Raw genomic sequence first — 26,084 nt, forward strand, 5'->3', positions numbered from 1 at the left:
GAGGCTCCTGGAAGATAACCAGGACCACTCTTGCCAATCACCCCAGCGAGGCACAGCCGGAACTGCTCCCGTCCTCTTCGGACATACCGGCCAACCCCAGGAAGGCCTGGATCAAGCGCAACGGGCGACGCCGCTCCAGGCAGCCGATCATGTGCCGGTTGAGTAGCCCTGCGCCCGCCATGGGGCGTGCCACTACCCGTGGATCATGCGCTACCTCCGCCGAAGAGACGATCCCGATGCCAAGCTGCGCGGCCACCGCTTCGGTTACCGCCTCGCGACTGTCCAGCTCCAACAGCACTCGGGGCTGCACATGGACCGCAGCGCAGGCCCGATCGAAGGTCTGCCGGGTGATCGAGCTGGGCTCACGCAGCACCATGACCTGCTTGTCCAGAGCCCTCAGCGCCAGCTCCCCAGGCTCGACGGCCCAGGGGTGACCGACCGGCAACAAGGCGCACAGGTGCGACTCGCCCAAACTCTGCAGATACAGGCCCTTGCGCGGTTCCACCTCGGTCAGCACCGCCACATCGGCGTGCTCGGACAACAGCGCCGCCAGGGTCTCCTGGGCATTGCCCAAGCGCAGGTTGACGGTGATGCCAGGGTAGCGTGCGCGCAGCAGCGCCAGCATCGGCATGACCCGGTGCGGTCCGTCTGCTGCGACCTCCAGACGCCCGGTCAGCAGCTGACGGTTCGCTTCGAGCATCGCCTGGGCCTCTTCGGCCAGCCCGAACATGGCCCGGGTAATGGCCGCCAGACGCGTGCCCTCCTCGGTCAGCTCGACACGCCGCGCAGTGCGGCGCAGCAGGGTGATCTGGTAATGCTCCTCGAGCGCCTTGACGTGTCCGGTCACCGCCGGCTGGCTGATGAACAGGCGCGCCGCGGCACGGGTGAAGCTGCCCTCGCGGGCGACGGCATCGAAGGCACGGAGCTGGAAGAGGTTCATTTATCGGCCTGACTTATGGCTGGCATAACAACAAACAATTTGATTGATGATTGAGCGAATTGCAACCTAGCCCCGTCGTTTCAGCCCACTGCCTGCGAGGAAGCACCGCAATGACCAGCGCCCCGATTCTGCTGACCCCCGGCCCACTGACCACTTCGATCCGCACCCGCCAGGCCATGCTGGTGGACTGGGGCTCGTGGGATCGTGACTTCAATCAGCTGACCGCCAGCGTCTGCGAACAATTGCTGGCGATTCTCGACGCCAGCGCCAGCCACCACTGCGTGCCCCTGCAAGGCAGCGGCACCTTCGCCGTGGAAGCGGCCATCGGCACCCTCGTGCCGCGTGATGGCAAGGTCCTGGTGTTGATCAACGGTGCGTACGGCCAGCGCCTGGCAAAGATCTGCAAGGTGCTGGGCCGCAATTACAGCACCTTCGAAACCGCCGAGGACCAACCGACCACCGCCGCCGATGTCGACCGACTGCTCGCCGCCGACCCGGCCGTGACCCACGTCGCACTGATCCACTGTGAAACCAGCACCGGTATTCTCAACCCGCTCGCCCAAATCGCCCAGGTCGTCAAAAACCACGGCAGACGCTTGATCATCGATGCCATGAGTTCGTTCGGCGCCCTGCCCATCGATGCGCGTGAGGTGCCGTTCGAAGCCCTGATCGCCGCCTCCGGCAAATGCCTGGAAGGTGTGCCTGGGATGGGCTTCGTGTTCGCCGAGAAAAATGCCCTGGCCGCTGCCGAAGGCAACGCCCACTCACTGGCCATGGACCTTCACGACCAGCACACCTATATGGCCAAGACTGGCCAGTGGCGCTTCACCCCGCCTACCCACGTGGTCGCGGCACTACACGAAGCACTGCAACAGTACGCTGAAGAAGGCGGCCTGCCAGCGCGCCACCAACGCTACGCCAACAACTGCCGAACCCTGCTCGACGGCATGGCCAGGATCGGCCTGCGCAGCTTCCTGCCTACCGATATCCAGGCGCCGATCATCGTCACCTTCCACGCACCCACGGACGCCCGCTACCAGTTCAAGGACTTCTACGAGCGGGTCAAGGCCAAGGGTTTCATTCTCTATCCAGGCAAGCTGACCCAGGTCGAAACCTTCCGCGTCGGCTGCATCGGTGTGGTCGGTTCGGCAGGCATGCAGGCCGCCGTCGATGCCGTGGCCCAGGTGCTGCGGGAAATGGAAGTGCTGGATATCTGACCTCTTTGCCCACCCCATTGATGGAAATCGTGCACATGAACTACAGCAACCCCACCCAGCTGCAAGCCGCCATCCTCGACTGGGCCGGTACCGTCGTCGACTTCGGCTCCTTCTCCCCGACCCAGATCTTCGTCGAAGCTTTTGCCGAGTTCGATGTCGCGGTGTCCATCGAGGAGGCCCGCGGCCCGATGGGCATGGGCAAATGGGACCATATCCGCACCCTGTGCGATGTGCCGGAAATCGCCGAGCGGTACCGCAAGGTGTTTGGCCGTACCCCGACCGACAACGACGTCACGGCCATCTACGAACGCTTCATGCCGTTGCAGATCGAGAAGATCGCCGTGCATTCCGCGTTGATTCCAGGTGCACTGGAGACCCTCACCGGGCTGCGCAAGGATGGCCTGAAGATCGGCTCGTGCTCGGGCTACCCGAAAGTGGTGATGGACAAGGTGGTAGCGCTGGCTGCGCGCAATGGCTATGTCGCCGACCACGTGGTGGCCACCGACGAAACGCCCAATGGTCGCCCATGGCCGGCCCAGGCCCTGGCCAACGTCATTGCGCTGGGAGTCGACGATGTCGCCGCGTGCGTGAAGGTGGACGACACCGTACCGGGGATACTGGAAGGTCGTCGTGCCGGGATGTGGACAGTGGCGCTGGTGTGCTCGGGCAATGCCCTGGGGCTGACCTGGGAGCAATACCAGGCGCTGGGTGCCGAAAGACTGGAGCAGGAACGCAAGCGGATCCATGCGCTGTTCGAGGGCTCGCGACCGCATTACTTGATCGACACCATCAATGAGCTGCCGGAGGTGGTTGCCGATATCAATCGGCGACTGGCCAAGGGGGAGATGCCGCAGGGGGTCTGATGGCCTGGCGGTGATTCATTGGCGGGCAATTCGCAGCGGTTCGCCGCTGCGAATTGCCCGCGAAAAGGACAACGAGCGCGATCACACCGCCCGATTCAGCTTCACCCACGCGGCAAACCGGTCAACGAATGCCTGCAGGAACGGCCGAGTCTTGTCACTGAGCTTGCCCGCCTCGTCGAATAGTGTCGCCGCGCCTCCGATGTAGGCTTCGGGCATCTGCATGCAGGGCATGTCAAGAAAGACCAGCGATTGGCGCAGCGCATGGTTGGCACCAAAGCCACCGATCGCCCCCGGCGAGACACTGGCCACCGCCGTCGGCTTGCCGCCCCAGGCACTCTGCCCGTAAGGTCGCGAGCCAACATCGATGGCGTTCTTCAATGCCCCCGGTACCGAGCGGTTGTACTCCGGAGTGACGAACAGCACCGCATCGCTGCGGCGGATCTCATCGCGAAAACGCTGCCAAGGCGCCGGTACACCCGCGGCCTCGACGTCCTCGTTGTACAACGGCAGATCACCGATCTCGATGATTTTCAACGCAAGGCTGGACGGCGCCAGCTCCGAAAGGGCGCGAGCCACCTTGCGGTTGTAGGAGTCCTTGCGCAAGCTGCCGACAACGACCGCTACCGAATAGACCTGGCTCATGGCGATTTGCATCCTCTGCTGGGGAAGGGGAACTGTGTAGTTATAGATGACCCTGCTTCACCCTCGAGGTTTTTTTCCGTAACAAGAAAACTTCCCGCCCCCTTCGCTGGTCTATGACTGCAGATATTTCTCCATATTTCAGAGGTTTCAACCTACATGGCAGCAGTACTGGTCGGCCAATTCCACGCCCGCGACGCCGAAGGCCGCATCTACCCGGTGCATGAGTTCCAGGAGTCGACCTTGCAGGCGGACGGCAGCACCCTTGGCGCGCCGATCACCACCTATCGCCTGGCCATCGGCGACCGGGTCAATTACCTGGGTGAAGACCGCTTCGAACTGGCCCAGAGCGGCGTCGAGATCATTCGCATTCCGTGACGCAATCCACCGTGTAAGGCCCATCGCCTTCATGCTGCAGGCCATGGACATCGGCAACGAATCCGGGAAAGCCCCTGTCGAAGGCTCGAGCGAAGGCCAGGTAGTCGAGGATCGAACGGGTCGCCTCGGTGAAGCGTTCGCCCGGCATGATCAACGGAATACCTGGCGGGTAAGGCACCAGCATCACCGCTGAGATACGCCCGAGCAGTTGCTCGATCGGCACCGCCTCGACCTCCCCCTTCACCATTCGGTCGTAAGCCTGCCCTGGGCTCATGGCCACTTCCGGCAAGCGTGTGAACAGGCGTTTGAGCTGTTTGGCCGTAGCGTTGGCACGGTAGCAGTCGTGCAATTGCTCGCACAGATCGCGCAGGCCCAGCCCCTGATAACGCAACGGTGCGACGGCCACAACGCTGGGCAGGCACAGCTGCAGGACGGTATTGGCATCATAGTGGCGCTTGAACTCGAGCAACTCGGTCAGCAGTGTGCTCCACTTGCCCTTGGTGATCCCCATGGAGAACAGCACCAGGAAACTGTACAGCCCGGTCTTCTCTACCACCAATCCACGTTCCCAGAGGAACTTGCTCACCACCGCCGCTGGAATCCCATGCTCGCCGAGCACGCCCTCGGCGGTCAGCCCCGGCATCACCAGGGTCACCTTGAGCGGATCGAGCAGCACGTAGTCGTGCGCCACCTCGCCAAAACCGTGCCACTGGGCGCCGGGCTCCAGCAGCCAGTCCTGCGCGGCCAGGCGCTGGATACCTTCGGCCGTCGGTGGCTGCCAGATGCTGAACCACCAGTCATCGGTCGCGATGTGCGCACGCAGGTTGGCCAGCGCACGACGAAAGCTCAGGGCCTCGTCGAACATCTCCTGCAGCAGTGATCGCCCGGCCGGGCCTTCCATCATGGTCGAGGCAACATCCAGCGATGCCAGGATGCTGTACTGAGGCGAGGTCGATATATGCATCATGAACGCCTCGTTGAAGCGATCGCGATCAAGCTGCCGAAGGGCGCCGTCCTTTACATGGATCATCGAGGCCTGGCTGAAGGCAGCCAGTAGCTTGTGGGTAGAGTGCGTGCTGAACAGCAGCGGGCTGTCGACCTCGCGGGCGGTGCCCATGGCATAACGCCCACTGAAGAAGTCGTGGAACGCGGCGTAGGCAAACCAGGCCTCGTCGAAATGCAGTATCTCGACACTCGCGCCCAGAGCTTGCTTGATCTGGCCGGCGTGGTAGCACAGACCGTCATAGGTGGAGTTGGTCACCACCGCCAGGCGAATGCGCGGCGCGCGGCCACGGGTCAGTGGATTGGCCTGGATCTTGGCCTCGATCGACTCACGGCTGAACTCGTTGAGCGGGATCGGCCCTATGATGCCCAGTTCGTTGCGCTCCGGGCACAGGTACAACGGGATGGCCCCGGTCATGATGATCGCATGCACCACCGACTTGTGGCAGTTGCGGTCCACCAGCACCAGGTCATCACGCGCGACCATGGCGTGCCAGACGATCTTGTTGGCGGTCGAGGTGCCATTGATGACGAAGAACGTATGATCGGCACCAAAATTGCGCGCAGCCCTGGCCTCGGCCTCGGCCAGCGGCCCGGTGTGGTCGAGCAACGACCCTAGCTCCGGCACCGAGACCGAGAGGTCCGAGCGCAGGGTGTTTTCGCCGAAGAACTGGTGAAAGGCCTGGCCAACCGGACTTTTGCGATAAGCCACGCCACCACCGTGGCCAGGCGTGTGCCAGGAATAGTTCGATTGCGCAGTGTGTTGCACCAACGCCTTGAAGAACGGAGGCAGCAGGCCGTCGAGATAATTGTGCGCAGCCCTCGCCACCTGCCGGGCCAGGAAGGGCACAGTGTCTTCGAACAGGTAGAGGATGCCACGCAACTGGTTCAGCTCGCTCATCGCCTCGGCAGGGGCATTTTCCAGGGTAACCTGCTCACCCAGGGCAAAGATCGGCAGAGCCGGTGCACGCAGCCGCGCCAGGTGGATCAGTTCGGCCATGTTCTGCAGCAGATGGATATTGTCACCGACGCCTTCGGCGGCGATCAGCATGCAGGCCAGGCCGTGGTGAGTGGCGGCGACCAGACGCGCTTCGGCATGGTCGGCGGCGGCGAGGATGGCGAAGCCATCCTGCTTGAGCTCCTCGGCGATACCCCGTATGCGCTCACCGGCGACGCTGTCGGCCTTGATCGCACGGTGGACGATGAGGATGGGGAACTTGAGGTCCTTGTACATCAGGCCGCTACCTCCGAAGGACGCGTGTCCATTTCAGGGTAGTCGAGCCTCAGGGCAACTGTATGGGCGGTGTCAGCCTGCTGGCGTTTCGCTCAGTGCCTGCCACATTGCCGGTGCCCCCGCCGACTTGGCGATCGCCGCCAGACGCTCGGCATGTGCCTCGAGCTCCTCTTCGCTGGCCATGATCACACGCCCCGGCTGACGCCCGACGATACGGCGGATCTCGCTACCATTGCCGCCCTGCCCTTCGTTGTCTTCAGCGCCCTGGCCGGCCAGCGACAGGCTGGTCTGGCCACCGGTCATCGCCAGATAGACGTCGGCAAGCAGTTCCGAGTCGAGCAGCGCGCCGTGCAGGTCGCGGCCAGAGTTGTCGATGCCATAGCGCTTGCACAACGCATCGAGGCTGTTGCGCTGGCCCGGATGGCGCGAGCGCGCCATCATCAGGGTGTCGAGGATGGTGCAGTGCTGGGAGATGTCGGCGCGGTCCTGACGGCCCATCAAGGCGAATTCGTTGTTGATGAAGCCAACGTCGAACGCCGCGTTGTGGATGACCAGTTGCGCGCCCTGGATGTACTCGAAGAACTCTTCGGCCACATCGGCGAAACGCGGCTTGCCGACCAGGAACGCGTCGGTGATGCCGTGAACGCCAATGGCGCCCTCGTCACTCTCGCGGTCTGGCTGCAGGTAGACGTGGAAGTTGCGCCCGGTCAGGCGCCGGCCGATGACCTCGACGCAACCGATCTCGATGATCCGGTGGCCTTCGCTGACCGGCATACCAGTGGTTTCGGTATCGAGGACGACCAGTCGGGTGTTCTGCTGCTCCACGCGGGGGCTCCAAGCGACTTCTGGGAAAGGAGGCGAGTATACATCAAACCGGCCACTGGCTTTGCAGGTGCCTCAACGCTTGGCGCGAAGCTCATCCACCCCGCGGTTGGCCAGCATGTCGGCCCGCTCGTTACCCGGATGCCCGATATGCCCGCGCACCCACTTCCAGGTCACCTTGTGCCGGTTGACCTGTTCATCGAGCAACTGCCAGAGGTCGGCATTCTTCACCGGCTCTTTGGCAGCGGTCTTCCAGCCGCGTTTCTTCCAGTTGGCCATCCACTCGGTGATGCCCTTCATCACATATTGCGAGTCGGTAGTCAGCACCACTTCGCATTCGCGCTTGAGCGCCATCAGCGCGCAGATCGCAGCCATGAGCTCCATGCGGTTGTTGGTGGTGTCGCGCTCGCCGCCCCACAGCTCCTTCTCGACGCCCTTGTAGACGATCAGGGCGCCCCAGCCGCCCAGGCCAGGATTGCCCTTGCAGGCACCATCGGTGTAGATCTCGACGCTATCGCTCATGTACCGCCTTCGTTCGCTTGCAGGTTATCGACCATGGACGGCGCGGTCAGGGCTCGCTGTGACGACGATTGACCTTGGCCAGCGGCAGGGGCAACAGCTTGCCCATCGGCTCGCGGCGCTCCATGGGCAGCGGTCGCAGGCCAACCACCATCTTGCGCGCCACCAGCAGGTAAACACCCCCGCCTGCGGTCTGCCATCCCCCGGCCATCCGCTCCCACCCCGCCAGGCGCTGTTGCCAGACCGGGGAGGAAAGCGGCGGACGATAGCACCCGAAGCGGCGTTTCTCCAGCGCGAAGCCCAGCAGGTTGAGCCAATCGCCGACTCGCGATGGCGAGATGCAGCGCGCCTTGCGCAGCGCTCCGCGGCCGAAAAAGTGCCGCGCCCCCCAGGCGCTCCAGGGATTGATGCCAACGATCAACAGGTGCCCGCCCGGACGCACCGCGCTGGCAGCCTGGCGCAACAGACCGTGGGGCGAGAGGCTGAAATCCAGGCCATGCTGCAGCACCACCACATCAGCCGCATGCTCGGACAACGGCCAGGCCTGTTCCTCGCAGACGACCTCCACACCCGGCAATGGCGCGCCGAGGCGCACCGTGCGTTGCACCTGCGGCGCGCTGGGCGGTGTATCGGCGCTCGGCCCATAGTGCACGAGAAAACCGCCGAAGAAGCGGCCCAGCTCATCCTCGAGCAGTTTTTCTTCCTCCTTGAGCATCAGTTGCCCGATGGGCCCGGCGAACCAGTCACGGGCCAGGCTGATCAGCTCCACCCACTCGGGGTCGGCCTGGGCAAAGGCTTGGTCGGTCATTGCATTCTCCCTCGAAGGTTTCTTCGGCCACGCCATCGCAGCTAAGATGCCTTCATGTCCCACGCCAGATGATTCGGATCCGCGCCATGATACAGATCGATGCCCTTCCCGCTTTCTCCGACAACTACATCTGGTTGTTACAGGATACTGCCAAACGCCAGTGCGTGGTGGTCGACCCCGGCGACGCCGGTCCGGTGCTGCAGTGGCTGAAGGAACACACCGACTGGACGCTCACCGATATCCTCATCACCCACCACCACAATGACCATGTCGGCGGAGTGGAACAGCTCAAGCAGGAGACCGGCGCCAAGGTCTACGGCCCGGCCAACGAATGCATTCCGAGCCGCGACGTGGCGTTGGACGACGGCGACACCGTGACGGCGCTGGGCGTGACCTTCGAGGTGCTTGCCGTACCTGGGCACACCCTCGGCCATATTGCTTATTACAGTGCAAAAACACCGACCCCGCTGCTGTTCAGCGGCGACACCCTCTTCGCCGCCGGTTGCGGGCGAATGTTCGAAGGCACACCCGAACAGATGCAACCTGCGCTGCAGCGCCTGGCCGCGCTACCCGAGGCCACCGCCGTCTACTGCGCCCACGAATACACCCTGAGCAACCTGCGCTTTGCCAAGGCTGTGGAGCCGGATAACCCGCATGTTATCCAACGCTTCGAAGCCGTTACCCGCCTGCGCGCCGACAATCGCATCACTCTGCCCTCGACCATCGGCGTGGAGCGCTTGACCAATCCGTTTCTTCGCACAACTGAAACATCCGTTAAACAAAAAGCAGACGAATGGAAGGGACATTCAAACGAATCCCAACCCGCTGTTTTTGCTGCCTTGAGGTCTTGGAAAGACAGCTTCTGATAACCTCACGATATATCGCAGGATGACATCCAAGGTTGACCCGACTGGATGCGGTTTCTAGAATCGCCGAAATTTTTTGCCCGGAAAACCGTGTCCGCCGATGTCTTCCCGTAGCCGCCGCACCGCTCATTCCGCCGCCCTGACGCGCCTGGCCCAGGTCAGCGCACTCGCTTTGGCCGCCACTCTCGTGGGCTGCCAGAGCACCCGTCAGGTCGACGAATCCGACAGCGTTCGCGCACACAACTACCAAGCCCGGATCAAGCACAAACCAGCGCCGCTGATGATCAAGCCGGCCGAGCAAAAAGCGCCCGAGGATGTCTGGGAGCGCATGCGCCAGGGCTTCGCCCTGCAAGACAGCATCGACGTCAACCCGCGTATCGAGCAACAGCGCCTGTGGTTCGCCAGCAACCCGAGCTTCCTCGAGAACGCCGGCGAGCGTGGCAGCCTCTACCTGCACTACATCGTCGAGCGCCTCGAAGAACGCGACATGCCTCTTGAGCTGGCGCTGCTGCCGGCCATTGAAAGCGCCTACAACCCGATGGCCTACTCCCGCGCCCATGCGGCAGGCATGTGGCAATTCATCCCGTCCACCGGGCGCCACTTCAACCTGCGCCAGACCAACTTCTACGACGGTCGTCGCGACATCACCGCGTCCACCAACGCCGCGCTGGACTACCTGACCCGCCTGCACGACATGTTCAATGGCGACTGGCTGCTGGCCCTGGCCGCCTACAACGCTGGTGAAGGCACCGTCAGCCGGGCGATCGAGCGCAACGAGCGCCTCGGCCTGCCCACCGACTACTGGAACCTGCCGCTGCCTCAGGAGACCCGCGACTACGTGCCCAAGCTGCTGGCGCTGTCGCAGGTGGTCCTGACACCACAGGCCTATGGCGTCAACCTCAGCCCCATCGCCAACGAGCCCTACTTCGAAGCCGTCGCCATCAACGAGCGCCTCGACCTGACCCGCGTCGCCGCCTTCGCCAATATCGACGAAGACGAACTGATCCAGCTCAACCCCGCGTTCAAGAAACGCATGACGGTCGATGGCCCGCAGCAACTGCTCGTTCCTACCGCCAAGGCGCAACTGCTGACCAGCAGCCTGTCCAACCTCAAGCCTGAGCAACTGGTCAGCCTGCAACCGAACAAGGCCGTGTTCCAGGCCGCCCTCGCCGAGGCCAAGGCACCGGCCGCAACCAGCAGTTACCGAGTCAAGCGCGGCGACAACCTGGGCGCCATCGCCAAGGCCAACCGTGTGTCGGTCAAGGACATCCAGCGCTGGAATCGCCTGTCGGGCAGCAACCTGAAAGTCGGCCAGGTTCTGGCCCTGCGTGGCGGTAACGCGCCGAGCGCCTCAGCCAACCGCGTCGCGGCAGCCAAGCAGCGCTCCACCCAGTACAAGGTACGCAAGGGCGACTCGTACTATCTGGTGGCCAAACGGTTCAATGTCGAGATGAAACACCTCAAGCGCTGGAACCCGCGCAGCGGCCAGGCACTCAAGCCCGGCCAGACACTCACCGTCTACCTGACGCGCTGACTGCGTAGGCGCGGGCTTGTCAGGGCGGCGAGCCGGCGCCATGCACCGCGGTGTACTTTTCGCGGGCCAGCCCGCTTCCACAACCGCCCCCGCCATACCCTTTTTCCATTCCAGACAAGCTGTTACTGTACGCCGGACCAAGCCCAACGCCGCCTTGACCGGATTCCAGACTTGATAAGACCCCTCCTCCTGTCACTGAGCCTGGCCTTGAGCTTCCCCGTAGTCGCGACCGTGACCGAAAGCCACGGGTATGCGCAGTTCGGCACGCTCAAGTACCCGGCCACGTTCACCCATTTCGACTGGGTCAATCCGCAGGCGCCTAAAGGCGGAACCTTGCGGGCCATGGCATTCGGTACCTTCGACACGCTCAACCCCTACACCTTCAAGGGCACCAGCCCCGTTTCGACACCGAATTTCCAGCAGTACGGCGTCAACGAGCTGAACGAGACCTTGATGGTCGGCACCGGCCAATACGACCCTTCCGGCGACGAACCGACCTCTAGCTACGGCCTGATCGCCCGCTCGGTGGAGTACAGCGAAGACCGCAGTTGGGTGGTGTTCAACCTGCGTCCCGAGGCGCGTTTCCATGACGGGCACCCCATCACCTCGGCCGACGTGGCGTTCTCCTACCGCACCCTGCTCAAGGAAGGTCATCCGCTGTACCGCACCAACCTGCAGGAAGTGCAGCGCGTCGACATCCTGGGGCCGTTGCGTATCCGCTTCGTCTTCAAGCGCGCCGGCAACCCGCTGCTGATCCTGCGCCTGGGCGAAATGCCAGTGCTGCCCAAGCACTACTGGCAAGATCGTGATTTCAAGGCCACCACCTTCGAGCCTCCGCTGGGCAGCGGTCCGTACCGCATCACCGAGGTGCAGCCCGGTCGGCGACTGGTGTTCAGCCGGGTGAAGAACTACTGGGGCAAGGATTTGCCGGTCAACCGCGGCAAGTACAACTTCAACCGCGTGGAGTTCGAGTTCTATCGTGACGCGACCGTGGCCTTCGAAGCGTTCAAGGCTGGCGAGTTCGACATCTACATCGAACATCAGGCCAAGAACTGGGCCAACGGCTACAACTTCCCGGCGATCCGCCGTGGCGATGTGATCAAGGCACAGATCCCGCACCGGATCCCGACCCAGACCCAGGGTCTGTTCATGAACACCCGCCGCGACGCCTTCGCCGACCCGAAGGTACGCCAGGCGCTGGGGCTGATGCTCGATTTCGAGTGGACCAACCGTGCCCTGTTCAGCAGTGCCTACCGTCGCTCGACCAGTTACTACCCCAACAGTGAATTCACCGCCAGCGGGCTGCCCATCGGCAAGGAATGGCTGCTGCTCTCACCGTTTCGCGAACAGTTACCCGCCAAGCTCTTCACCGAGCCCTACCAGGTCAGCCAGACCGACGGGCGCGGCATCGACCGCCAGACCTTGCGAACGGCCCTGGGCCTGCTCGGCGAAGCCGGCTGGAAGCTCGACGGGCAGCGCCTGGTCGACGCCAAAGGCCGCCAGTTGCGCCTTGAGTTGCTGCTGGTAAACCCGAATCTGGAACGCATCCTGCAACCTTATGTCGAAAATCTGTCCAGCATCGGCATCGACGCGCGCTTGCGCACGGTAGACCGAGCCCAGTACAAACAACGGCTGGACCAATTCGACTTCGACATGATCCTGATGACCCTGAACCAGACCCTCAGCCCCGGCCTCGAGCAGTGGCAGTACTTCCACTCGAGCCAGGCCACCGTCAAGGGCAGCAAGAACTACGCGGGCATCAAGGACCCTGTGGTCGATCACCTGCTCGACACGCTCATGGCCGCCCGCACCCGCGATGATCAGGTCGCCGCTGCGCGCGCGCTGGACCGGGTGCTGTCGTGGCACTACTACATGATTCCCAACTGGTACCTGGACAACCATCGCCTGGCCTACCGCAACCGGTTCGCCTTCGTCACCACGCCGCCCTACACCCTGGGCCTGAACAGCTGGTGGCTCAAGACTTCGGAGAAAGCCAAATGATGCCGACGCCTCGCCTGCGCCTGGCCTGCAGCCTGTTGCTCGCCTGCCTGAGCCTACCCGCGCTGGCCGCCCCGCAACACGCCCTGACGCTCTACGACGAACCGCCCAAGTACCCCGCCGACTTCAAGCATTTCGACTACGTCAATCCCGATGCCCCCAAGGGCGGGACCTTCCGCCAGTCCAGCTTCGGCGGTTTCGACAGCCTCAACCCCTTCATCAACAAGGGCGTATCGGCCGACAACATCAGCATCATCTACGACACCCTGATGCGCCAGAGCCTGGACGAGCCCTTCACCGAGTACGGGCTGGTCGCCGGCAAGATCGAGAAGGCCCCTGACAACAGCTGGGTACGCTTCTACCTGCGACCTGAAGCACGCTTCCATGACGGCCACCCCATCCGCGCCGAAGACGTCGTGTTCAGCTTCAACGCCCTCACCCAGCAGGGCGCGCCGTTGTACCGCCAGTACTACGGTGATGTCTCCGAGGTGATCGTCGAAGACCCGCTGCGCGTCTTGTTCAAGTTCAAGCACAGCAACAACCGAGAGCTGCCGCTGATCCTAGGCCAGTTGCCAGTGCTGCCCAAGCATTGGTACGAGACCCGCGACTTCACCCGCGGCAACCTCGAGATCCCGCTGGGCAGCGGCCCGTACAAGGTCGCCGAGGTCAAGGCCGGACGCTCGATCCGTTACGAGCGGGTCAAGGACTACTGGGCCAAGGACCTGCCGATCAACCGTGGCATGTTCAACTTCGACGCCATGACCTTCGACTCCTACCGCGACACTGCCGTCGCCCTCGAAGCACTCAAGGCCGGGCAGTTCGACTATGCCCTGGAAGTCAGCGCGAAGAACTGGGCCACCGCCTACAATGTTCCCGCTGTGCGCGACGGGCGTCTGATCAAGGAAGAGTTGCCCAACGGCAATCCGGTCGGCATGCAGGGCTTCATCTTCAACCTGCGCAAGCCCGTGTTCCAGGACATCCGCGTGCGCCAGGCCCTGAGCCTGCTGCTCGATTACGAATGGACCAACAAGCAGCTGTTCAACGGTGCCTATACCCGCACCGGCAGCTACTTCGAAAACTCCGAGATGGCCGCTACGGGCCTGCCCTCCGCCGACGAGTTGAAGATTCTCGAGCCGCTGCGCGGCAAGATTCCCGAGCAGGTCTTCAGCGAGGCGTTCCACAATCCCGTCACCGACGGCAGCGGCATGATTCGCGAGCAGCAACGCAAGGCTTACCAGTTGTTGATGGACGCCGGTTGGAAGATCGAGAACGACAAGATGGTCGACGCCCAGGGCAAGCCGGTGTCGATCGAGTTTCTCCTGGCACAGACCGAGTTCGAACGCATCCTGCTGCCGTTCAAGCGCAACCTCGCCGACCTGGGCATCGACCTGACCATCCGCCGCGTCGACGTCTCGCAATACATCACGCGCCTGCGCTCGCGCGACTTCGACATGATCGTCGGCGGCTTCCCGCAATCCAACTCGCCGGGCAACGAACAGCGTGAGTACTGGACCAGCGCCGCCGCCGACCGCTCGGGCAGCCGCAACACCATCGGCCTGCGCGACCCGGCCATCGACCAACTGGTCGAAGACCTGATCAATGCCGACTCGCGCCAGAGCCTGGTCGCCCACACCCGCGCGCTGGACCGTGTGCTGCTGTGGGGCTACTACGTCATTCCCAACTGGCACATCAAGACCTGGCGGGTCGCCTACTGGAACCACCTTGGCCATCCAAAGGTGTCACCCAAATACGATATCGGCATCGATACCTGGTGGATCAAGCCCGACGTGACCCCGGCCGTCAGCGAAGCGCGCGTGCCACTCGTGGACGAGGCGAACTGACATGCTTGCCTACATTCTGCGCCGCCTGCTGCTGATCATCCCGACCCTGTTCGGCATCCTCATCATCAACTTCATCATCGTCCAGGCCGCCCCCGGTGGCCCGGTCGAGCAGATGATCGCCAAGCTCGAAGGCTTCGATGGCGCCACCAGCCGCATTGCCGGCGGCGGTGCCGAAGTATCGGTAGCCGGCTCCAACTACCGCGGCGCCCAAGGCCTGGACCCGGCGCTGGTCGCTGAAATCGAACGCATGTACGGCTTCGACAAGTCAGCCCCAGAGCGGTTGTGGATCATGGTCAAGAACTACGCCCAGCTCGACTTCGGCGACAGCTTCTTCCGCGATGCCAAGGTCATCGACCTGATCGCCGAGAAGATGCCCGTGTCGATCTCGCTGGGGTTGTGGAGCACACTGATCATGTACCTGGTGTCGATCCCGCTGGGGATTGCCAAGGCGGTGCGCCATGGCAGCCACTTCGACGTCTGGACCAGCTCGGCGATCATCGTCGGCTACGCCATCCCCGCGTTCCTCTTCGCCATCCTGCTGATCGTGCTGTTCGCCGGTGGCAGCTATTTCGACTGGTTCCCGCTCCGGGGCCTGACCTCCAACAACTTCGACGAGCTGTCCACCACCGGCAAGGTGATGGACTACTTCTGGCACCTGGTGCTGCCGATCACCGCGCTGGTGATCGGCAACTTCGCCACCATGACCCTGCTGACCAAGAACAGCTTCCTCGACGAGATCAACAAGCAGTACGTGATCACCGCCAAGGCCAAGGGCCTGAGCCGCAACCGCGTGCTCTACGGCCATGTATTCCGCAACGCCATGCTGCTGGTGATCGCAGGGTTCCCGTCGGCGTTCATCGGTATCTTCTTCACCGGCTCCCTGCTGATCGAGGTGATTTTCTCTCTCGACGGCCTGGGCCTGATGAGTTTCGAAGCGGCCATCAACCGCGACTACCCGGTGGTGTTCGGCACCCTGTTCATCTTCACCCTGCTGGGGCTGGTGGTGAAACTGATCGGCGACCTCACCTACACCCTGGTCGATCCGCGCATCGACTTCGCCAGCCGGGAGCACTGACATGGCCCTCTCTCCCCTGAACCGCCGGCGCTTCGAGCGCTTCAAGGCCAACCGTCGCGGCTGGTGGTCGCTGTGGCTGTTCCTCATCCTGTTCGGCCTGAGCCTGGGTGCCGAGCTGATCGCCAACGACAAGCCCATCGCCGTGCGCTACGACGGCGAGTGGTACTTCCCGGCGTTCAAGCGCTACCCGGAAACCACCTTCGGCGGCGAATTCCCGCTGGAAGCCAACTACAAGAGCCCCTATATCCGCGAACTGCTGGAAAAAAAGGACAGCTTCGTGCTGTGGGCGCCGATCCCGTTCAGCTACCAGAGCATCAACTACGACCTGAAGGTCCCTGCCCCCGCGCCGCCTTCGGCCGACAACCTGCTCGGCACCGACGACCAGGGGCGCGACGTGCTCGCCCGGGTGATCTACGGATTCCGCGTCTCGGTGCTGTTCGCCCTGACGCTGACAATCGCCAGCTCCATCGTCGGCGTCATCGCCGGTGCCCTGCAGGGCTTCTATGGCGGCTGGGTGGACCTGGCTGGCCAGCGTTTCCTGGAAATCTGGTCGGGCCTGCCGGTGCTCTACCTGTTGATCATCCTCGCAAGCTTCGTGCAGCCCAACTTCTGGTGGTTGCTCGGCATCATGCTGCTGTTCTCATGGATGAGCCTGGTGGATGTCGTGCGCGCCGAGTTCCTGCGCGGACGCAACCTCGAGTACGTGCGCGCCGCCCGCGCCCTGGGTATGCGCAACGGCCCGATCATGTTCCGCCACATCCTGCCCAACGCCATGATCTCGACCATGACCTTCATGCCATTCATCCTCACCGGCGCCATCGGCACCCTCACCGCCCTCGACTTCCTCGGCTTCGGCTTGCCCGCCGGCTCGCCGTCGCTGGGCGAACTGGTCGCCCAGGGCAAGTCCAACCTGCAGGCGCCGTGGCTGGGCATCAGCGCCTTCGCCGTGCTGGCCGTCATGCTGAGCCTGCTGGTGTTCATCGGCGAATCCGCCCGCGATGCCTTCGACCCGAGGAAATGACATGAGCCAAGACACCCTGATCGAAGTGCGCGACCTGGCGGTGGAGTTCGTCACCGGCGAGCAGGTCAACCGCGTCGTCGATGGCATCAGTTTCGACATCCGCAAGGGCGAGACCCTCGCCCTGGTCGGCGAGAGCGGCTCAGGCAAATCAGTCACCGCGCACTCGATCCTGCGCCTGCTGCCCTACCCGCTCGCCCGCCACCCCAGCGGCACCATCCACTACGACGGCAAGGACCTCCTGCACCTGGGCGAGAAGCCCATGCAGCGCATCCGCGGCAATCGCATCGCGATGATTTTCCAGGAGCCGATGACCTCGCTGAACCCACTGCATTGCATCGAGAAGCAGATCAACGAGATCCTCCTGCTGCACAAAGGCCTCACCGGCAAGCAGGCCACCGCGCGCACCCTGGAGCTGCTCGAACTGGTCGGCATTCCCGACCCGAAGAAGCGCCTCAAGGCCCTGCCCCATGAGCTCTCCGGCGGCCAGCGCCAGCGCGTGATGATCGCCATGGCCCTGGCCAACGAACCCGAACTGCTGATCGCCGACGAGCCCACCACCGCGCTCGACGTCACCGTGCAGCTCAAGATTCTCGATTTGCTCAAGTCCCTGCAGGCGCGCCTGGGCATGGCGCTACTGCTGATCAGCCACGACCTCAACCTGGTGCGGCGTATCGCCCACCGCGTGTGCGTGATGCAGTGCGGCAAGATCGTCGAACAGGCCGACTGCGAGACACTGTTCAAGGCCCCGCAGCACCCCTATACGCAGATGCTGATCAATGCCGAACCCAGCGGTGGCCCGGCGGCGAACGCGATCGGCAAACCGCTGCTGGAAGTCAACGACCTGAAGGTGTGGTTCCCGATCAAGAAGGGCCTGCTGCGCCGCACTGTCGACCATGTGAAAGCCGTCGACGGGATCAATTTCAGCCTCCCGCAGGGGCAAACCCTGGGCATCGTTGGTGAGAGCGGATCCGGCAAATCGACATTGGGGCTGGCGATCCTGCGCTTGATCGCAAGCCAGGGTGGGATTCGCTTCCACGGGCAGTCGCTGGAAGGGCTGAAGCAGCAGGACGTGCGGCCGCTGCGCCGCGAAATGCAGGTGGTGTTCCAGGACCCGTTCGGCAGCCTGAGCCCGCGCATGTGCGTGGCCGATATCGTTGGCGAGGGCTTGCGGATTCACAAGATCGGCACCCCCGCCGAGCAGGAAGCCGCGATCATTGCGGCGCTGGAGGAAGTGGGGCTGGACCCGCGCACACGGCACCGGTATCCGCACGAGTTCTCTGGCGGGCAGCGCCAGCGGATCGCGATCGCCCGCGCACTGGTGTTGAAGCCGGCGTTGATCCTGCTGGACGAACCGACTTCGGCGCTGGACCGCACCGTACAGCGTCAGGTTGTGGAGCTGCTGCGTAACCTGCAGTTGAAGTACAACCTGACGTACCTGTTCATCAGCCATGACCTGGCGGTGGTCAAGGCGTTGAGTCACCAATTGATGGTGATCAAGCACGGGCACGTGGTGGAGCAAGGCGATGCGCAGGAGATCTTCCATGCGCCGCAGCATCCGTATACGCGTCAGTTGCTGGAGGCGGCGTTTCTGGAGACGGCGAACAGTTGATCCCTTTGTGCAATGACAAAGAGCGACTAACGCGTTCAAAACCCAAGAGCCTGCTCAGCCCTGATAGGAGTGAGCAGGCTTAAGTCGGCTAGCGCTCAGGCTTCGGCGGCGCGGGCAGTCACTGCCTCGCCCTCAAGCACCATCCCCTCGCGCATCTTCTGCGCATCACGCACAAAGCAACGCGACGCCGCCAGCAGAAACACCAGGGTCAGCAGCAGCGCCACCGGGATCAGGTACATCGCGTCATGTAGCCCCTGGGCCTTGAACGCCTCGCTCATCACCACCTGTCCCGCCGCCTCCATGGCCGACACGGCAAAATGATCCGACAGCCCGCCGACCACCACCGGCCCCAGGCCACCACCGAGCAGGTACAGCCCGGCGAAGTACAGGGCCATGGCGGTAGCCCGCAGGCGCGGTTGAACCACATCCTGAATCGCCGTGTACACGCAGGTGTAGAAGTTGTACGAGAACAGCCAGCCGACGCCGAACACCGCGACGAACAGCCCCAGCTCGATACGCCCGGCATGCAGTGCCCAGGCGGTGGCGAGAGTGGCCACCAACATGCTCAGCGCGGCGAACAACAGACGCCCATTGGCGAAACGCTGGTGCACCTTGTCGGCCACCCAGCCCCCTAGCGTGAGCCCCACCAGGCCGCTCAGACCGACGATCATCCCCGTTGCCACGGCCGCATCGTGCAAGGGCAAGGCGAAGTAGCGCTGCAGCATCGGCACCATGAACGAGTTGCAGGCATAGGAAGCGAAGTTGAAGGTCAGCCCCGCCAGTACCAGCCAGGCGAACGTGGGCACGCTCAGCACTCGACGCAGCGGGCGATCGATCGGCGCCTGGGAGATGGCAACGGTTTCCGCAGCGCCCCGCGCAGGTTCGCGGATCAGGAAGATGAACAGCGCCAACACCAGGCCGGGTACCGCCGCGATGAAGAATGGCGCACGCCAGCTGCCGAATGCCTGGACCATGGCACCGATGGTGAAGAACGCCAGCAACAGGCCCAGCGGCAGGCCGAGCATGAAGATGCCCATCGCCCGCGACCGTCGCTCGGCCGGGAACAGATCGCCGATCAGCGAGTTGGCGGCCGGCGCATAGCTGGCTTCACCGATACCCACGCCCATGCGCACCAGCAGAAAACTCCAGAAGCTGCCGACCATGCCGTTGACCGCCGTCAGCCCGCTCCAGGCCGCCAGGCCCCAGCCCATCAGCTTGGCGCGCGAGCCGGTATCGGCCATGCGCGCCAGCGGCAGGCCAGCGATGGCGTATACCAGGGTAAAAGCGGTGCCGATCAGGCCGATCTGGAAATCGCTCAGGTGCCACTCCAGGCGGATCGGTTCGATGATGATCGCGGGGATGGTGCGGTCGAAGAAGTTGAACAGGTTGGCCAGGAACAGCAGGAACAAGATGCGCCAGGCGTTGGACGCTTGGGGGGCGGTGGTCATGGTCGGGTCCCTCGTTATCGTTATTCAGGGCTTCCAGCACGCCTGACGAAATCTAGAGGGTAAGGTGCGAGACGTCTGCCACCATTGACCGGGCTTATATCGCGAGATGGGCTGCAGCCTGACGGATCGCCCGCAGCATTCAAACCGATGGCGGCGCCACCAACCGATAGCCCACACCCGCCTCGGTGATGATGTACCGCGGAGCGGTCGGATCGTCGCCCAGCTTGTGCCGCAGATGCCCCACCACGATGCGCAGGTAGTGGGTGTCGTCGACATGGGTCGGGCCCCAGATATCCTTGAGCAGTTGCTGTTGGGTGATCACCCGCCCCGGATGCCCGGCCAGTTGCGCCAGCAGCGCGTACTCCTTGCGTGTCAGTGCCACCTCGACGCCGTCGAGCGTGACCTTGCGATAGGCGAAGTCGACCACCAGCGCACCGAAGCTGGCACTGGCCGCTTGCCCGGAGCCAGCTTGGGGTTTGTGCCGCAACAGCGCGCGCACCCGGGCAAGGAACTCCTGGATACCGAACGGCTTGGTCACGTAGTCGTTGGCACCGCCATCCAGCGCGTCGACCTTCTGCACCTCGCTGGCTCGCACCGAGAGCACCATCACCGGCACGGCGCTCCACTCGCGCAGTTCGCGCAACACCTGCTGGCCGTCCATATCCGGCAAGCCGAGATCGAGCACCACCAGGTCAGGCTTGCTCAGCGCCGCCTGGGCCAGGCCTTCGCCGCCGGTCGCAGCCTCGATCACCTTGTAGCCCTGGGACACGAGGCTGATGCGCAGGAACTTGCGGATCTGCGGTTCGTCGTCGATGACCAGAAGGGTGGCGGCTTGGCTCATGGGGCTTCACTGTCGCTGTCGGGTTGAAGAGGCAACGGCAAGCATAGAGTGATGCAGGTGCCCTGGCCATCGATGCCCTCGCCGACCAGTATGCTGCCGCCATGGGCGCCGATCATGCCCTGGCAGATCGCAAGCCCCAGGCCTGTGCCCTGCCCGCCGCGGTCGCCGCGGGCAGCGGTGTAGAACATGTCGAAGATCTTCTCGCGCTCGGCCACTGGGATGCCCGGGCCCTGATCCGCGACCGCGAAGCACAGGCGCTCGTCCTGCACCGCCACACGCAGCGCCAGGCGACCATTTATCGGCGAGAAACGTGCGGCATTCTCCAGTACGTTGACCAGCGCCTGCTCGATCAGCGCTGCATGCACGAACAGCAGGGGCAGCTCTGCAGGCACCTCGGTATCTACGCGCAGCGGTGCCAGCACCGCGCGCAGACGGTTGAGAGCGCTGCCAATGATATCGCCGGGCGACACCCAGTCACGCGCAAGCTTCAAGCCGCCATGGCCCAGCCGGGTCATGTCGAGCAGGTTCTGGATGTAACGATCCAGGCGCTCGGCTTCGTTGCGTGTGCCTTCGAGCAGTTCACGGCGATCGTCCGGAGGGATCGCATCGCCCAGTGCCAGCAAGCTGTCGATGCTACCGCGCATGGCGGTCAGCGGGGTGCGCAGATCATGGGACACCGAGGCAAGCAAGGCGCTGCGCAACTGCTCGGTTTCGCCATGCAGGCGCGCGGCTTCGAGCTGCTCGCCCAGGCGCGCGCGGGCCAGGGCCTGGGCCAGCGGCTCGGCCAGCGCCGTCAGCAAGCGACGGCGCTGCGCGCTCAACGGCTCGCCCGAGGCCGGCTGCACCCCCAGCAAGGCCAAGGGAGTCTCGTCGACCGCCAGCGGCCACCACCACCAGCGGCCATGGGGCAAGGTATCGCTGCCATGCCCTGCTGCCTGGCCATGTTGCCAGGCCCATTCGGCAGCGGCGCGCTCATTGTCGGTAAAGACCTGCGGCCCGCCGCTGGCGACCTGCAACAAGCCCTCGGCATCGCGCTCGAGCAGACAGATCTGGATACCCTGCCAATCGTCCAGGTGCTGCCCGGCGGCACTGAAAACCGCCTGGCGATCCGTGGCCACGGTCAGGCGACGCGACAGGTCGAGCAGTTGCCGGGTCTCGCCCTGGGTTTCGCGCAGCGCCTGCAACTGACGGCGCTGACGAGCGGCGAGATTGCCGGTCAGGGCCGCCATGAGCAGGAAGAACACCAGGGTCAGCACATCCTCTTCGCGCTGGATGCTGAACGAAAAGCTCGGCGGGATGAACAGGAAGTCGTAGGTCAGGAACGACAGCGCCGCACAGGCCAGCGCAGGCCCCAGGCTGCTGCGCACCGCGACCAGCAGCACCGCCGCGAGGAACACCAGCGAAATGTTCGGCAAGGCCAGCACACTGGACACGGCCCAGGCCAGCCCTGCCGCCAGCATGGTCGCCAGCAGCGCCAGCCAATAGTGGCGCCAGACCCACACTCGATTGACCACCGCCCCTGTCGGTACAGGTTGAGCGTCGCGGTCGAGCACATTGATCTCCAGCCCCCGGCTGTCGCGCAGCAAGCGTGCGGCGACGCCCGCACCGAGCACGCGGCGGCGCAGACGGTCGCGGGACTGGCCGACCAGCACCAGGCTCGCCCGCCGTTCCAGCGCATGCTGGATGAGCGTGCGCGCCACCTCCCCGGCCCTGAGTACCACGACTTCGCCGCCCAGGCGCTCGGCCAGTTGCTGTGCGGCCTGCAGGCGCTGACGAGCGCCCTCGTCACGTAGCTTGCCGTTGTCGACATGCACCAGGCTCCACGGCAAATGCCGACGCTGGGCGACGCGGCTGGCATGGCGCACCAGACGCTCGGCCTGCTCATCGCCATCGACCCCGACCAGCAGGCGCCCTCGCAAGGTCGGCGCCTGCTCGCCGCGCTGGCGGTAGCCATGGGCAAGGTTGGCATCGACCTGGGCTGCAGCGGTCTGCATGGCCAGTTCGCGCAAGGCGGTGAGGTTGGTCTGGGAGAAGAACGCATCGATCGCCGCCCGTGCCTGCTCAGGCACGTAGACCTTGCCTTCGCGCAAGCGCTCGAGCAGTTCACGTGGCGGCAGGTCGATCAGCACCAGCTCGAAGGCTTCCTGCAGCACCCAGTCGGGCAGGGTTTCGCGCACCTGAACGCCCGTGATGTCGCGAACCTTGTCGTTGAGGCTTTCCAGGTGCTGGACATTGACCGTGGTATACACATCGATACCGGCAGCGAGCAGTTCCTGAACATCCTGCCAGCGCTTGGCGTGACGGCTGCCTGGGGCGTTGGTATGAGCCAGCTCGTCGACCAGCGCCAGCGGTGGTGCAGCCTTGAGCAGGCCATCGAGGTCCATTTCTTCGAGGATGACGCCGCGGTACTCGCTGCGCAGCAAGGGCTGCTGCGCCAAGCCACCGAGCAGCGCCTCGGTTTCGGCCCGGCCATGGGTCTCCACCACCGCCGCCAGCACCTTTACCCCCTGGCGCTGCTGGGCATGGGCGGCCTGGAGCATGGCGAACGTCTTGCCCACGCCGGGAGCTGCGCCCAGAAATACTTTAAGCCTGCCGCGACCGTTGCGGGGCAGGCTCGCCAACAGCGCATCGGCGCGGGCGGAATCACTCATGCTTGATCCTTTGGTAAGGGGGCCAGGGGCCTGCTTCGCAGGCCATCACGGGGCAAGCCACAGGTCCTGCGCCGTTCTTGTGAACGCCGGTGAACCTGGGGGAGGGCTTGCCCCGCGATGGCCGCGACACGGCCTGGATTATCAGCGCTCAGTAACAGGCGCCAACCGCGCCAACGCCTGGTTCAACGCCAACACATTGACCACCGGCGGGCCGACCAATGGCCGCAGAGTGGCCTCATCTACCAGCGCTTGCAAGCGCTCGATGGGGATCTGCCGCGCCGCCGCAACGCGCGGCAACTGGTAGGCGATCGCCTCCGGCGGCAATTGCGGGTCGAGCCCGCTGCCGGAGGTGGTCAACAGGGCCTGCGGCACCGGCCCAAGCTCAGGCTGGTACAGGGCGGCGGCATCACTCCTGACCCGCTCTGCCAGCACCGGATTGCTCGGTGCCAGGTTGCTCGCGCTGCTGGATACCGTCGCGAAGGCGCCGGCCGAAGGGCGCGACTGGAACCAGCCGTCGCCCTTGAATTCCTGGGCGATCAACGCCGAGCCGCGAACCTGCCCCTGCTCATCGCGCACCAAGCTGCCATTGGCCTGCTCGGGGAAGGCGACCTGGGCGATACCGGTCACCGCCAGCGGGTACAACGCGCCGGTGACCAGGGTCATCAGCAGGACCAGGCTCACGGCCGGGCGTACGTAGGTGCTCATGTTCGTCTCTCCTTCAGACCAGGTGCAGTGCAGTGAGCAGCATGTCGATCAGCTTGATCCCGGCGAACGGCACCAGGATGCCGCCCACGCCGTAGATCAGCAGGTTGCGCCGCAGCAGGTGCGCGGCACTTGCCGCCTGCACGCGCACTCCGCGCAAGGCCAGGGGGATCAGCACGATGATGATCAGCGCGTTGAAGACGATCGCCGAAAGGATCGCGCTTTGCGGGCTGCTCAGGCGCATCAGGTTGAGCACACCCAGTTGCGGGTAGATCGAAGCGAACAGCGCCGGCAGGATGGCGAAGTACTTGGCCACGTCGTTGGCAATGGAGAACGTTGTCAGTGCACCACGGGTCACCAGCAGTTCCTTGCCGACCTGGACCACATCCAGCAGCTTGGTCGGATCGCTGTCCAGGTCGACCATGTTGGCCGCCTCGCGCGCCGCCTGGGTACCGTCGTTCATGGCCATGCCGACATCCGCCTGGGCCAAGGCCGGGGCATCGTTGGCACCGTCACCGCACATGGCGACCAGGCGGCCGTCATTCTGCTCCTGGCGAATGCGCGCCAGCTTCTTCTCGGGGGTGGCCTCGGCAAGCACGTCATCGACACCGGCCTCGGCGGCGATGGCCGCAGCGGTCAGCGGGTTGTCGCCGGTCACCATCACGGTGCGGATACCCAGTTTGCGCAACTCGGCGAAGCGCTCGCGGATGCCGGGCTTGACCACGTCCTTGAGGTGAATCACCCCCAGCAAGTGGCGGTCGACGCATACCAGCAAGGGGGTGCCGCCACTCTGGGCGATGCGTTCGACTTCACGGGCCAGCGAAGCCGGCATTTCCAGGCGTTGCAAGCCGACGAACGCCAGCACCGCATCCACCGCGCCCTTGCGGTAGCGGCGCTGACCGAAGTCGATACCCGAAAGGCGCGTCTCGGCGCTGAAGGCGATGGCGCTGTACTGCGCGGCAGCCGGCTCGTCGAAGTCGTGCAACTGGCGCAGGTAGTCGACGATGGACTTGCCCTCGGCCGTGTCGTCGGCCAGCGAGGCAAGCAAGGCTCCCTCCCCCAGCTCCTTGGGGGTAACACCGGGCGCTGCGTGCAGGGCACTGCAGCGGCGGTTGCCGAAGGTGATGGTGCCGGTCTTGTCGAGCATCAACGTGTGCACGTCGCCCGCAGCCTCCACCGCACGCCCGGAGCGGGCGATGACGTTAAGGCGCACCAGGCGATCCATACCCGCGATACCGATGGCCGACAGCAGGCCACCAATGGTCGTCGGGATCAGCGTCACCAGCAACGCGGCGAGGAAGATCAGCGGCAGGCTGCCGCCCACGAAATGGGCGAACGGCTGCAAGGTCACCACCACGATCAGGAAAATCAGGGTCAGGCCGATCAGCAGGATATCCAGGGCAATCTCGTTGGGGGTCTTCTGGCGCTTGGCGCCTTCGACCAGAGCGATCATGCGGTCCAGGGTCGACTCACCGGGGTTGCTGGTGATGCGTATCAGCAACCAGTCGGAAACCAGCCGGGTATTGCCGGTCACGGCCGAACGATCACCACCGGATTCGCGGATCACCGGCGCAGACTCGCCGGTGATCGCCGCCTCGTTGACGGCGGCGATGCCTTCGAGCACCTCGCCATCACCCGGTATCAGCTCACCGGCCACCACGCGCACCACATCGTCCTTGCGCAATGCGGTGGCAGCGACGGTTTCGAAGCTGCCATTGGCCAGACGGCGCTGAGCGGTCAGGCCCTGGCTGCCGGCCTTGAGGCTATCGGCACGGGCCTTGCCCCGGCCTTCCGCCAAGGCTTCGGCGAAATTGGCAAAGAGTACGGTGAACCACAGCCACAGGGCGATCTGCACCGCCACGCCGGTGCTCACACCGCTGCCGGGCACCAGGCACAGGACCGTGGTCAGCACAGCCGTCAGGGCGACCACCAGCATCACCGGCGAGCGCTTGAGCTGGCGCGGATCGAGCTTGACGAAGGCCTGCATCAGGGCCGGGCGCCAGAGCGCGGCGAAGCGGGTCTGGTCGACGGCGCGGGGAGCTTTCACTTCAGAAATGGGCATGTTCATGTTCGGAT

General features: G+C 64.2%; 21 protein-coding genes. 10 read left to right on the forward strand and 11 right to left on the reverse strand.

Going from position 1 to position 26,084, the window contains the following annotated elements; translation table 11 throughout:
- Nucleotides 1–37 precede the first annotated feature (37 nt).
- On the reverse strand, nucleotides 38–940 hold the full coding sequence (locus ACTYOL_RS18550) for a LysR substrate-binding domain-containing protein (RefSeq protein ID WP_444756898.1): 903 nt from the start codon (nucleotides 938–940) through the stop codon (nucleotides 38–40).
- Nucleotides 941–1,050: 110 nt separating this feature from the next.
- Between ACTYOL_RS18550 and ACTYOL_RS18555 the strand changes: the two genes are divergently transcribed.
- Nucleotides 1,051–2,157 carry a 2-aminoethylphosphonate--pyruvate transaminase gene (locus ACTYOL_RS18555; protein ID WP_054894338.1) on the forward strand — a complete coding sequence of 369 codons (1,107 nt, stop codon included), beginning with the start codon at nucleotides 1,051–1,053 and terminating at the stop codon, nucleotides 2,155–2,157.
- Between the two features lie 35 nt (nucleotides 2,158–2,192).
- The gene (gene phnX / locus ACTYOL_RS18560) at nucleotides 2,193–3,020 is read left to right on the forward strand and encodes a phosphonoacetaldehyde hydrolase (RefSeq protein ID WP_444756899.1); all 828 of its coding nucleotides are present in this window, start codon (nucleotides 2,193–2,195) and stop codon (nucleotides 3,018–3,020) included.
- Nucleotides 3,021–3,101: 81 nt separating this feature from the next.
- Here phnX and ACTYOL_RS18565 read toward each other — a convergent pair whose 3' ends face one another.
- A complete protein-coding gene (locus ACTYOL_RS18565) occupies nucleotides 3,102–3,662 on the reverse strand; it encodes an NADPH-dependent FMN reductase (protein WP_197893461.1) in 561 nt (186 codons plus the stop codon).
- Between the two features lie 156 nt (nucleotides 3,663–3,818).
- On the opposite strand from ACTYOL_RS18565, the gene ACTYOL_RS18570 reads away from it, so the two are divergent.
- A complete protein-coding gene (locus ACTYOL_RS18570) occupies nucleotides 3,819–4,037 on the forward strand; it encodes a hypothetical protein (protein WP_054894341.1) in 219 nt (72 codons plus the stop codon).
- On the opposite strand, the gene ACTYOL_RS18575 is transcribed toward ACTYOL_RS18570, so the two are convergent.
- The 4 genes from ACTYOL_RS18575 to ACTYOL_RS18590 all read right to left on the reverse strand — a co-directional run bounded on the left by ACTYOL_RS18575 (nucleotide 4,021) and on the right by ACTYOL_RS18590 (nucleotide 8,422).
- Nucleotides 4,021–6,273, reverse strand: coding sequence for an Orn/Lys/Arg decarboxylase N-terminal domain-containing protein (locus ACTYOL_RS18575; RefSeq protein ID WP_444756900.1), 2,253 nt, complete (start codon nucleotides 6,271–6,273; stop codon nucleotides 4,021–4,023). The genes ACTYOL_RS18570 and ACTYOL_RS18575 overlap by 17 nt on opposite strands.
- 72 nt (nucleotides 6,274–6,345) lie before the next feature.
- The gene (gene dnaQ / locus ACTYOL_RS18580; RefSeq protein ID WP_332261760.1) at nucleotides 6,346–7,098 is read right to left on the reverse strand and encodes a DNA polymerase III subunit epsilon; all 753 of its coding nucleotides are present in this window, start codon (nucleotides 7,096–7,098) and stop codon (nucleotides 6,346–6,348) included.
- A gap of 72 nt (nucleotides 7,099–7,170) precedes the next feature.
- Complete coding sequence (gene rnhA / locus ACTYOL_RS18585) at nucleotides 7,171–7,617, reverse strand: ribonuclease HI (protein ID WP_054894343.1); 447 nt, start codon at nucleotides 7,615–7,617, stop codon at nucleotides 7,171–7,173.
- A gap of 46 nt (nucleotides 7,618–7,663) precedes the next feature.
- Nucleotides 7,664–8,422: an SAM-dependent methyltransferase gene (locus ACTYOL_RS18590; RefSeq protein WP_153774781.1), complete on the reverse strand. Its 759-nt coding sequence runs from the start codon at nucleotides 8,420–8,422 to the stop codon at nucleotides 7,664–7,666.
- A gap of 86 nt (nucleotides 8,423–8,508) precedes the next feature.
- Here ACTYOL_RS18590 and gloB point away from each other — a divergent pair, with 86 nt between their 5' ends.
- The 7 genes from gloB (at nucleotide 8,509) to ACTYOL_RS18625 (ending at nucleotide 18,366) form a co-directional block, all read left to right on the forward strand.
- The gene (gloB, locus tag ACTYOL_RS18595; protein WP_197893463.1) at nucleotides 8,509–9,288 is read left to right on the forward strand and encodes a hydroxyacylglutathione hydrolase; all 780 of its coding nucleotides are present in this window, start codon (nucleotides 8,509–8,511) and stop codon (nucleotides 9,286–9,288) included.
- A gap of 100 nt (nucleotides 9,289–9,388) precedes the next feature.
- Complete coding sequence (locus ACTYOL_RS18600) at nucleotides 9,389–10,822, forward strand: lytic transglycosylase domain-containing protein (protein ID WP_054894346.1); 1,434 nt, start codon at nucleotides 9,389–9,391, stop codon at nucleotides 10,820–10,822.
- Between the two features lie 171 nt (nucleotides 10,823–10,993).
- Nucleotides 10,994–12,823 carry an extracellular solute-binding protein gene (locus ACTYOL_RS18605; RefSeq protein WP_444756901.1) on the forward strand — a complete coding sequence of 610 codons (1,830 nt, stop codon included), beginning with the start codon at nucleotides 10,994–10,996 and terminating at the stop codon, nucleotides 12,821–12,823.
- On the forward strand, nucleotides 12,820–14,661 hold the full coding sequence (locus tag ACTYOL_RS18610; protein WP_054894347.1) for an extracellular solute-binding protein: 1,842 nt from the start codon (nucleotides 12,820–12,822) through the stop codon (nucleotides 14,659–14,661). Before ACTYOL_RS18605 ends, ACTYOL_RS18610 begins: the two co-directional genes overlap by 4 nt.
- Nucleotide 14,662: 1 nt before the next feature.
- Nucleotides 14,663–15,736, forward strand: coding sequence for a microcin C ABC transporter permease YejB (locus ACTYOL_RS18615; protein WP_054894348.1), 1,074 nt, complete (start codon nucleotides 14,663–14,665; stop codon nucleotides 15,734–15,736).
- A 1-nt stretch (nucleotide 15,737) separates the two neighbouring features.
- Nucleotides 15,738–16,757: an ABC transporter permease gene (locus tag ACTYOL_RS18620; protein ID WP_054894349.1), complete on the forward strand. Its 1,020-nt coding sequence runs from the start codon at nucleotides 15,738–15,740 to the stop codon at nucleotides 16,755–16,757.
- Between the two features lies 1 nt (nucleotide 16,758).
- A complete protein-coding gene (locus ACTYOL_RS18625; RefSeq protein WP_200603756.1) occupies nucleotides 16,759–18,366 on the forward strand; it encodes an ABC transporter ATP-binding protein in 1,608 nt (535 codons plus the stop codon).
- 95 nt (nucleotides 18,367–18,461) lie between these two features.
- On the opposite strand, the gene ACTYOL_RS18630 is transcribed toward ACTYOL_RS18625, so the two are convergent.
- The 5 genes from ACTYOL_RS18630 to kdpB all read right to left on the reverse strand — a co-directional run bounded on the left by ACTYOL_RS18630 (nucleotide 18,462) and on the right by kdpB (nucleotide 26,076).
- Complete coding sequence (locus tag ACTYOL_RS18630) at nucleotides 18,462–19,814, reverse strand: spinster family MFS transporter (RefSeq protein ID WP_444756902.1); 1,353 nt, start codon at nucleotides 19,812–19,814, stop codon at nucleotides 18,462–18,464.
- 139 nt (nucleotides 19,815–19,953) lie between these two features.
- On the reverse strand, nucleotides 19,954–20,655 hold the full coding sequence (locus ACTYOL_RS18635; RefSeq protein WP_054894352.1) for a response regulator: 702 nt from the start codon (nucleotides 20,653–20,655) through the stop codon (nucleotides 19,954–19,956).
- Nucleotides 20,652–23,306 carry a DUF4118 domain-containing protein gene (locus ACTYOL_RS18640; RefSeq protein WP_444756903.1) on the reverse strand — a complete coding sequence of 885 codons (2,655 nt, stop codon included), beginning with the start codon at nucleotides 23,304–23,306 and terminating at the stop codon, nucleotides 20,652–20,654. Before ACTYOL_RS18640 ends, ACTYOL_RS18635 begins: the two co-directional genes overlap by 4 nt.
- A 141-nt stretch (nucleotides 23,307–23,447) precedes the next feature.
- Nucleotides 23,448–24,011: a potassium-transporting ATPase subunit KdpC gene (gene kdpC / locus ACTYOL_RS18645; protein WP_200603753.1), complete on the reverse strand. Its 564-nt coding sequence runs from the start codon at nucleotides 24,009–24,011 to the stop codon at nucleotides 23,448–23,450.
- A 13-nt stretch (nucleotides 24,012–24,024) separates the two neighbouring features.
- A complete protein-coding gene (gene kdpB, locus ACTYOL_RS18650) occupies nucleotides 24,025–26,076 on the reverse strand; it encodes a potassium-transporting ATPase subunit KdpB (RefSeq protein ID WP_200603752.1) in 2,052 nt (683 codons plus the stop codon).
- Between the last annotated feature and the right edge of the window lie 8 nt (nucleotides 26,077–26,084).

Source organism: Pseudomonas sp. A014, assembly GCF_052378495.1.
GTDB lineage: Bacteria > Pseudomonadota > Gammaproteobacteria > Pseudomonadales > Pseudomonadaceae > Aquipseudomonas > Aquipseudomonas machongensis.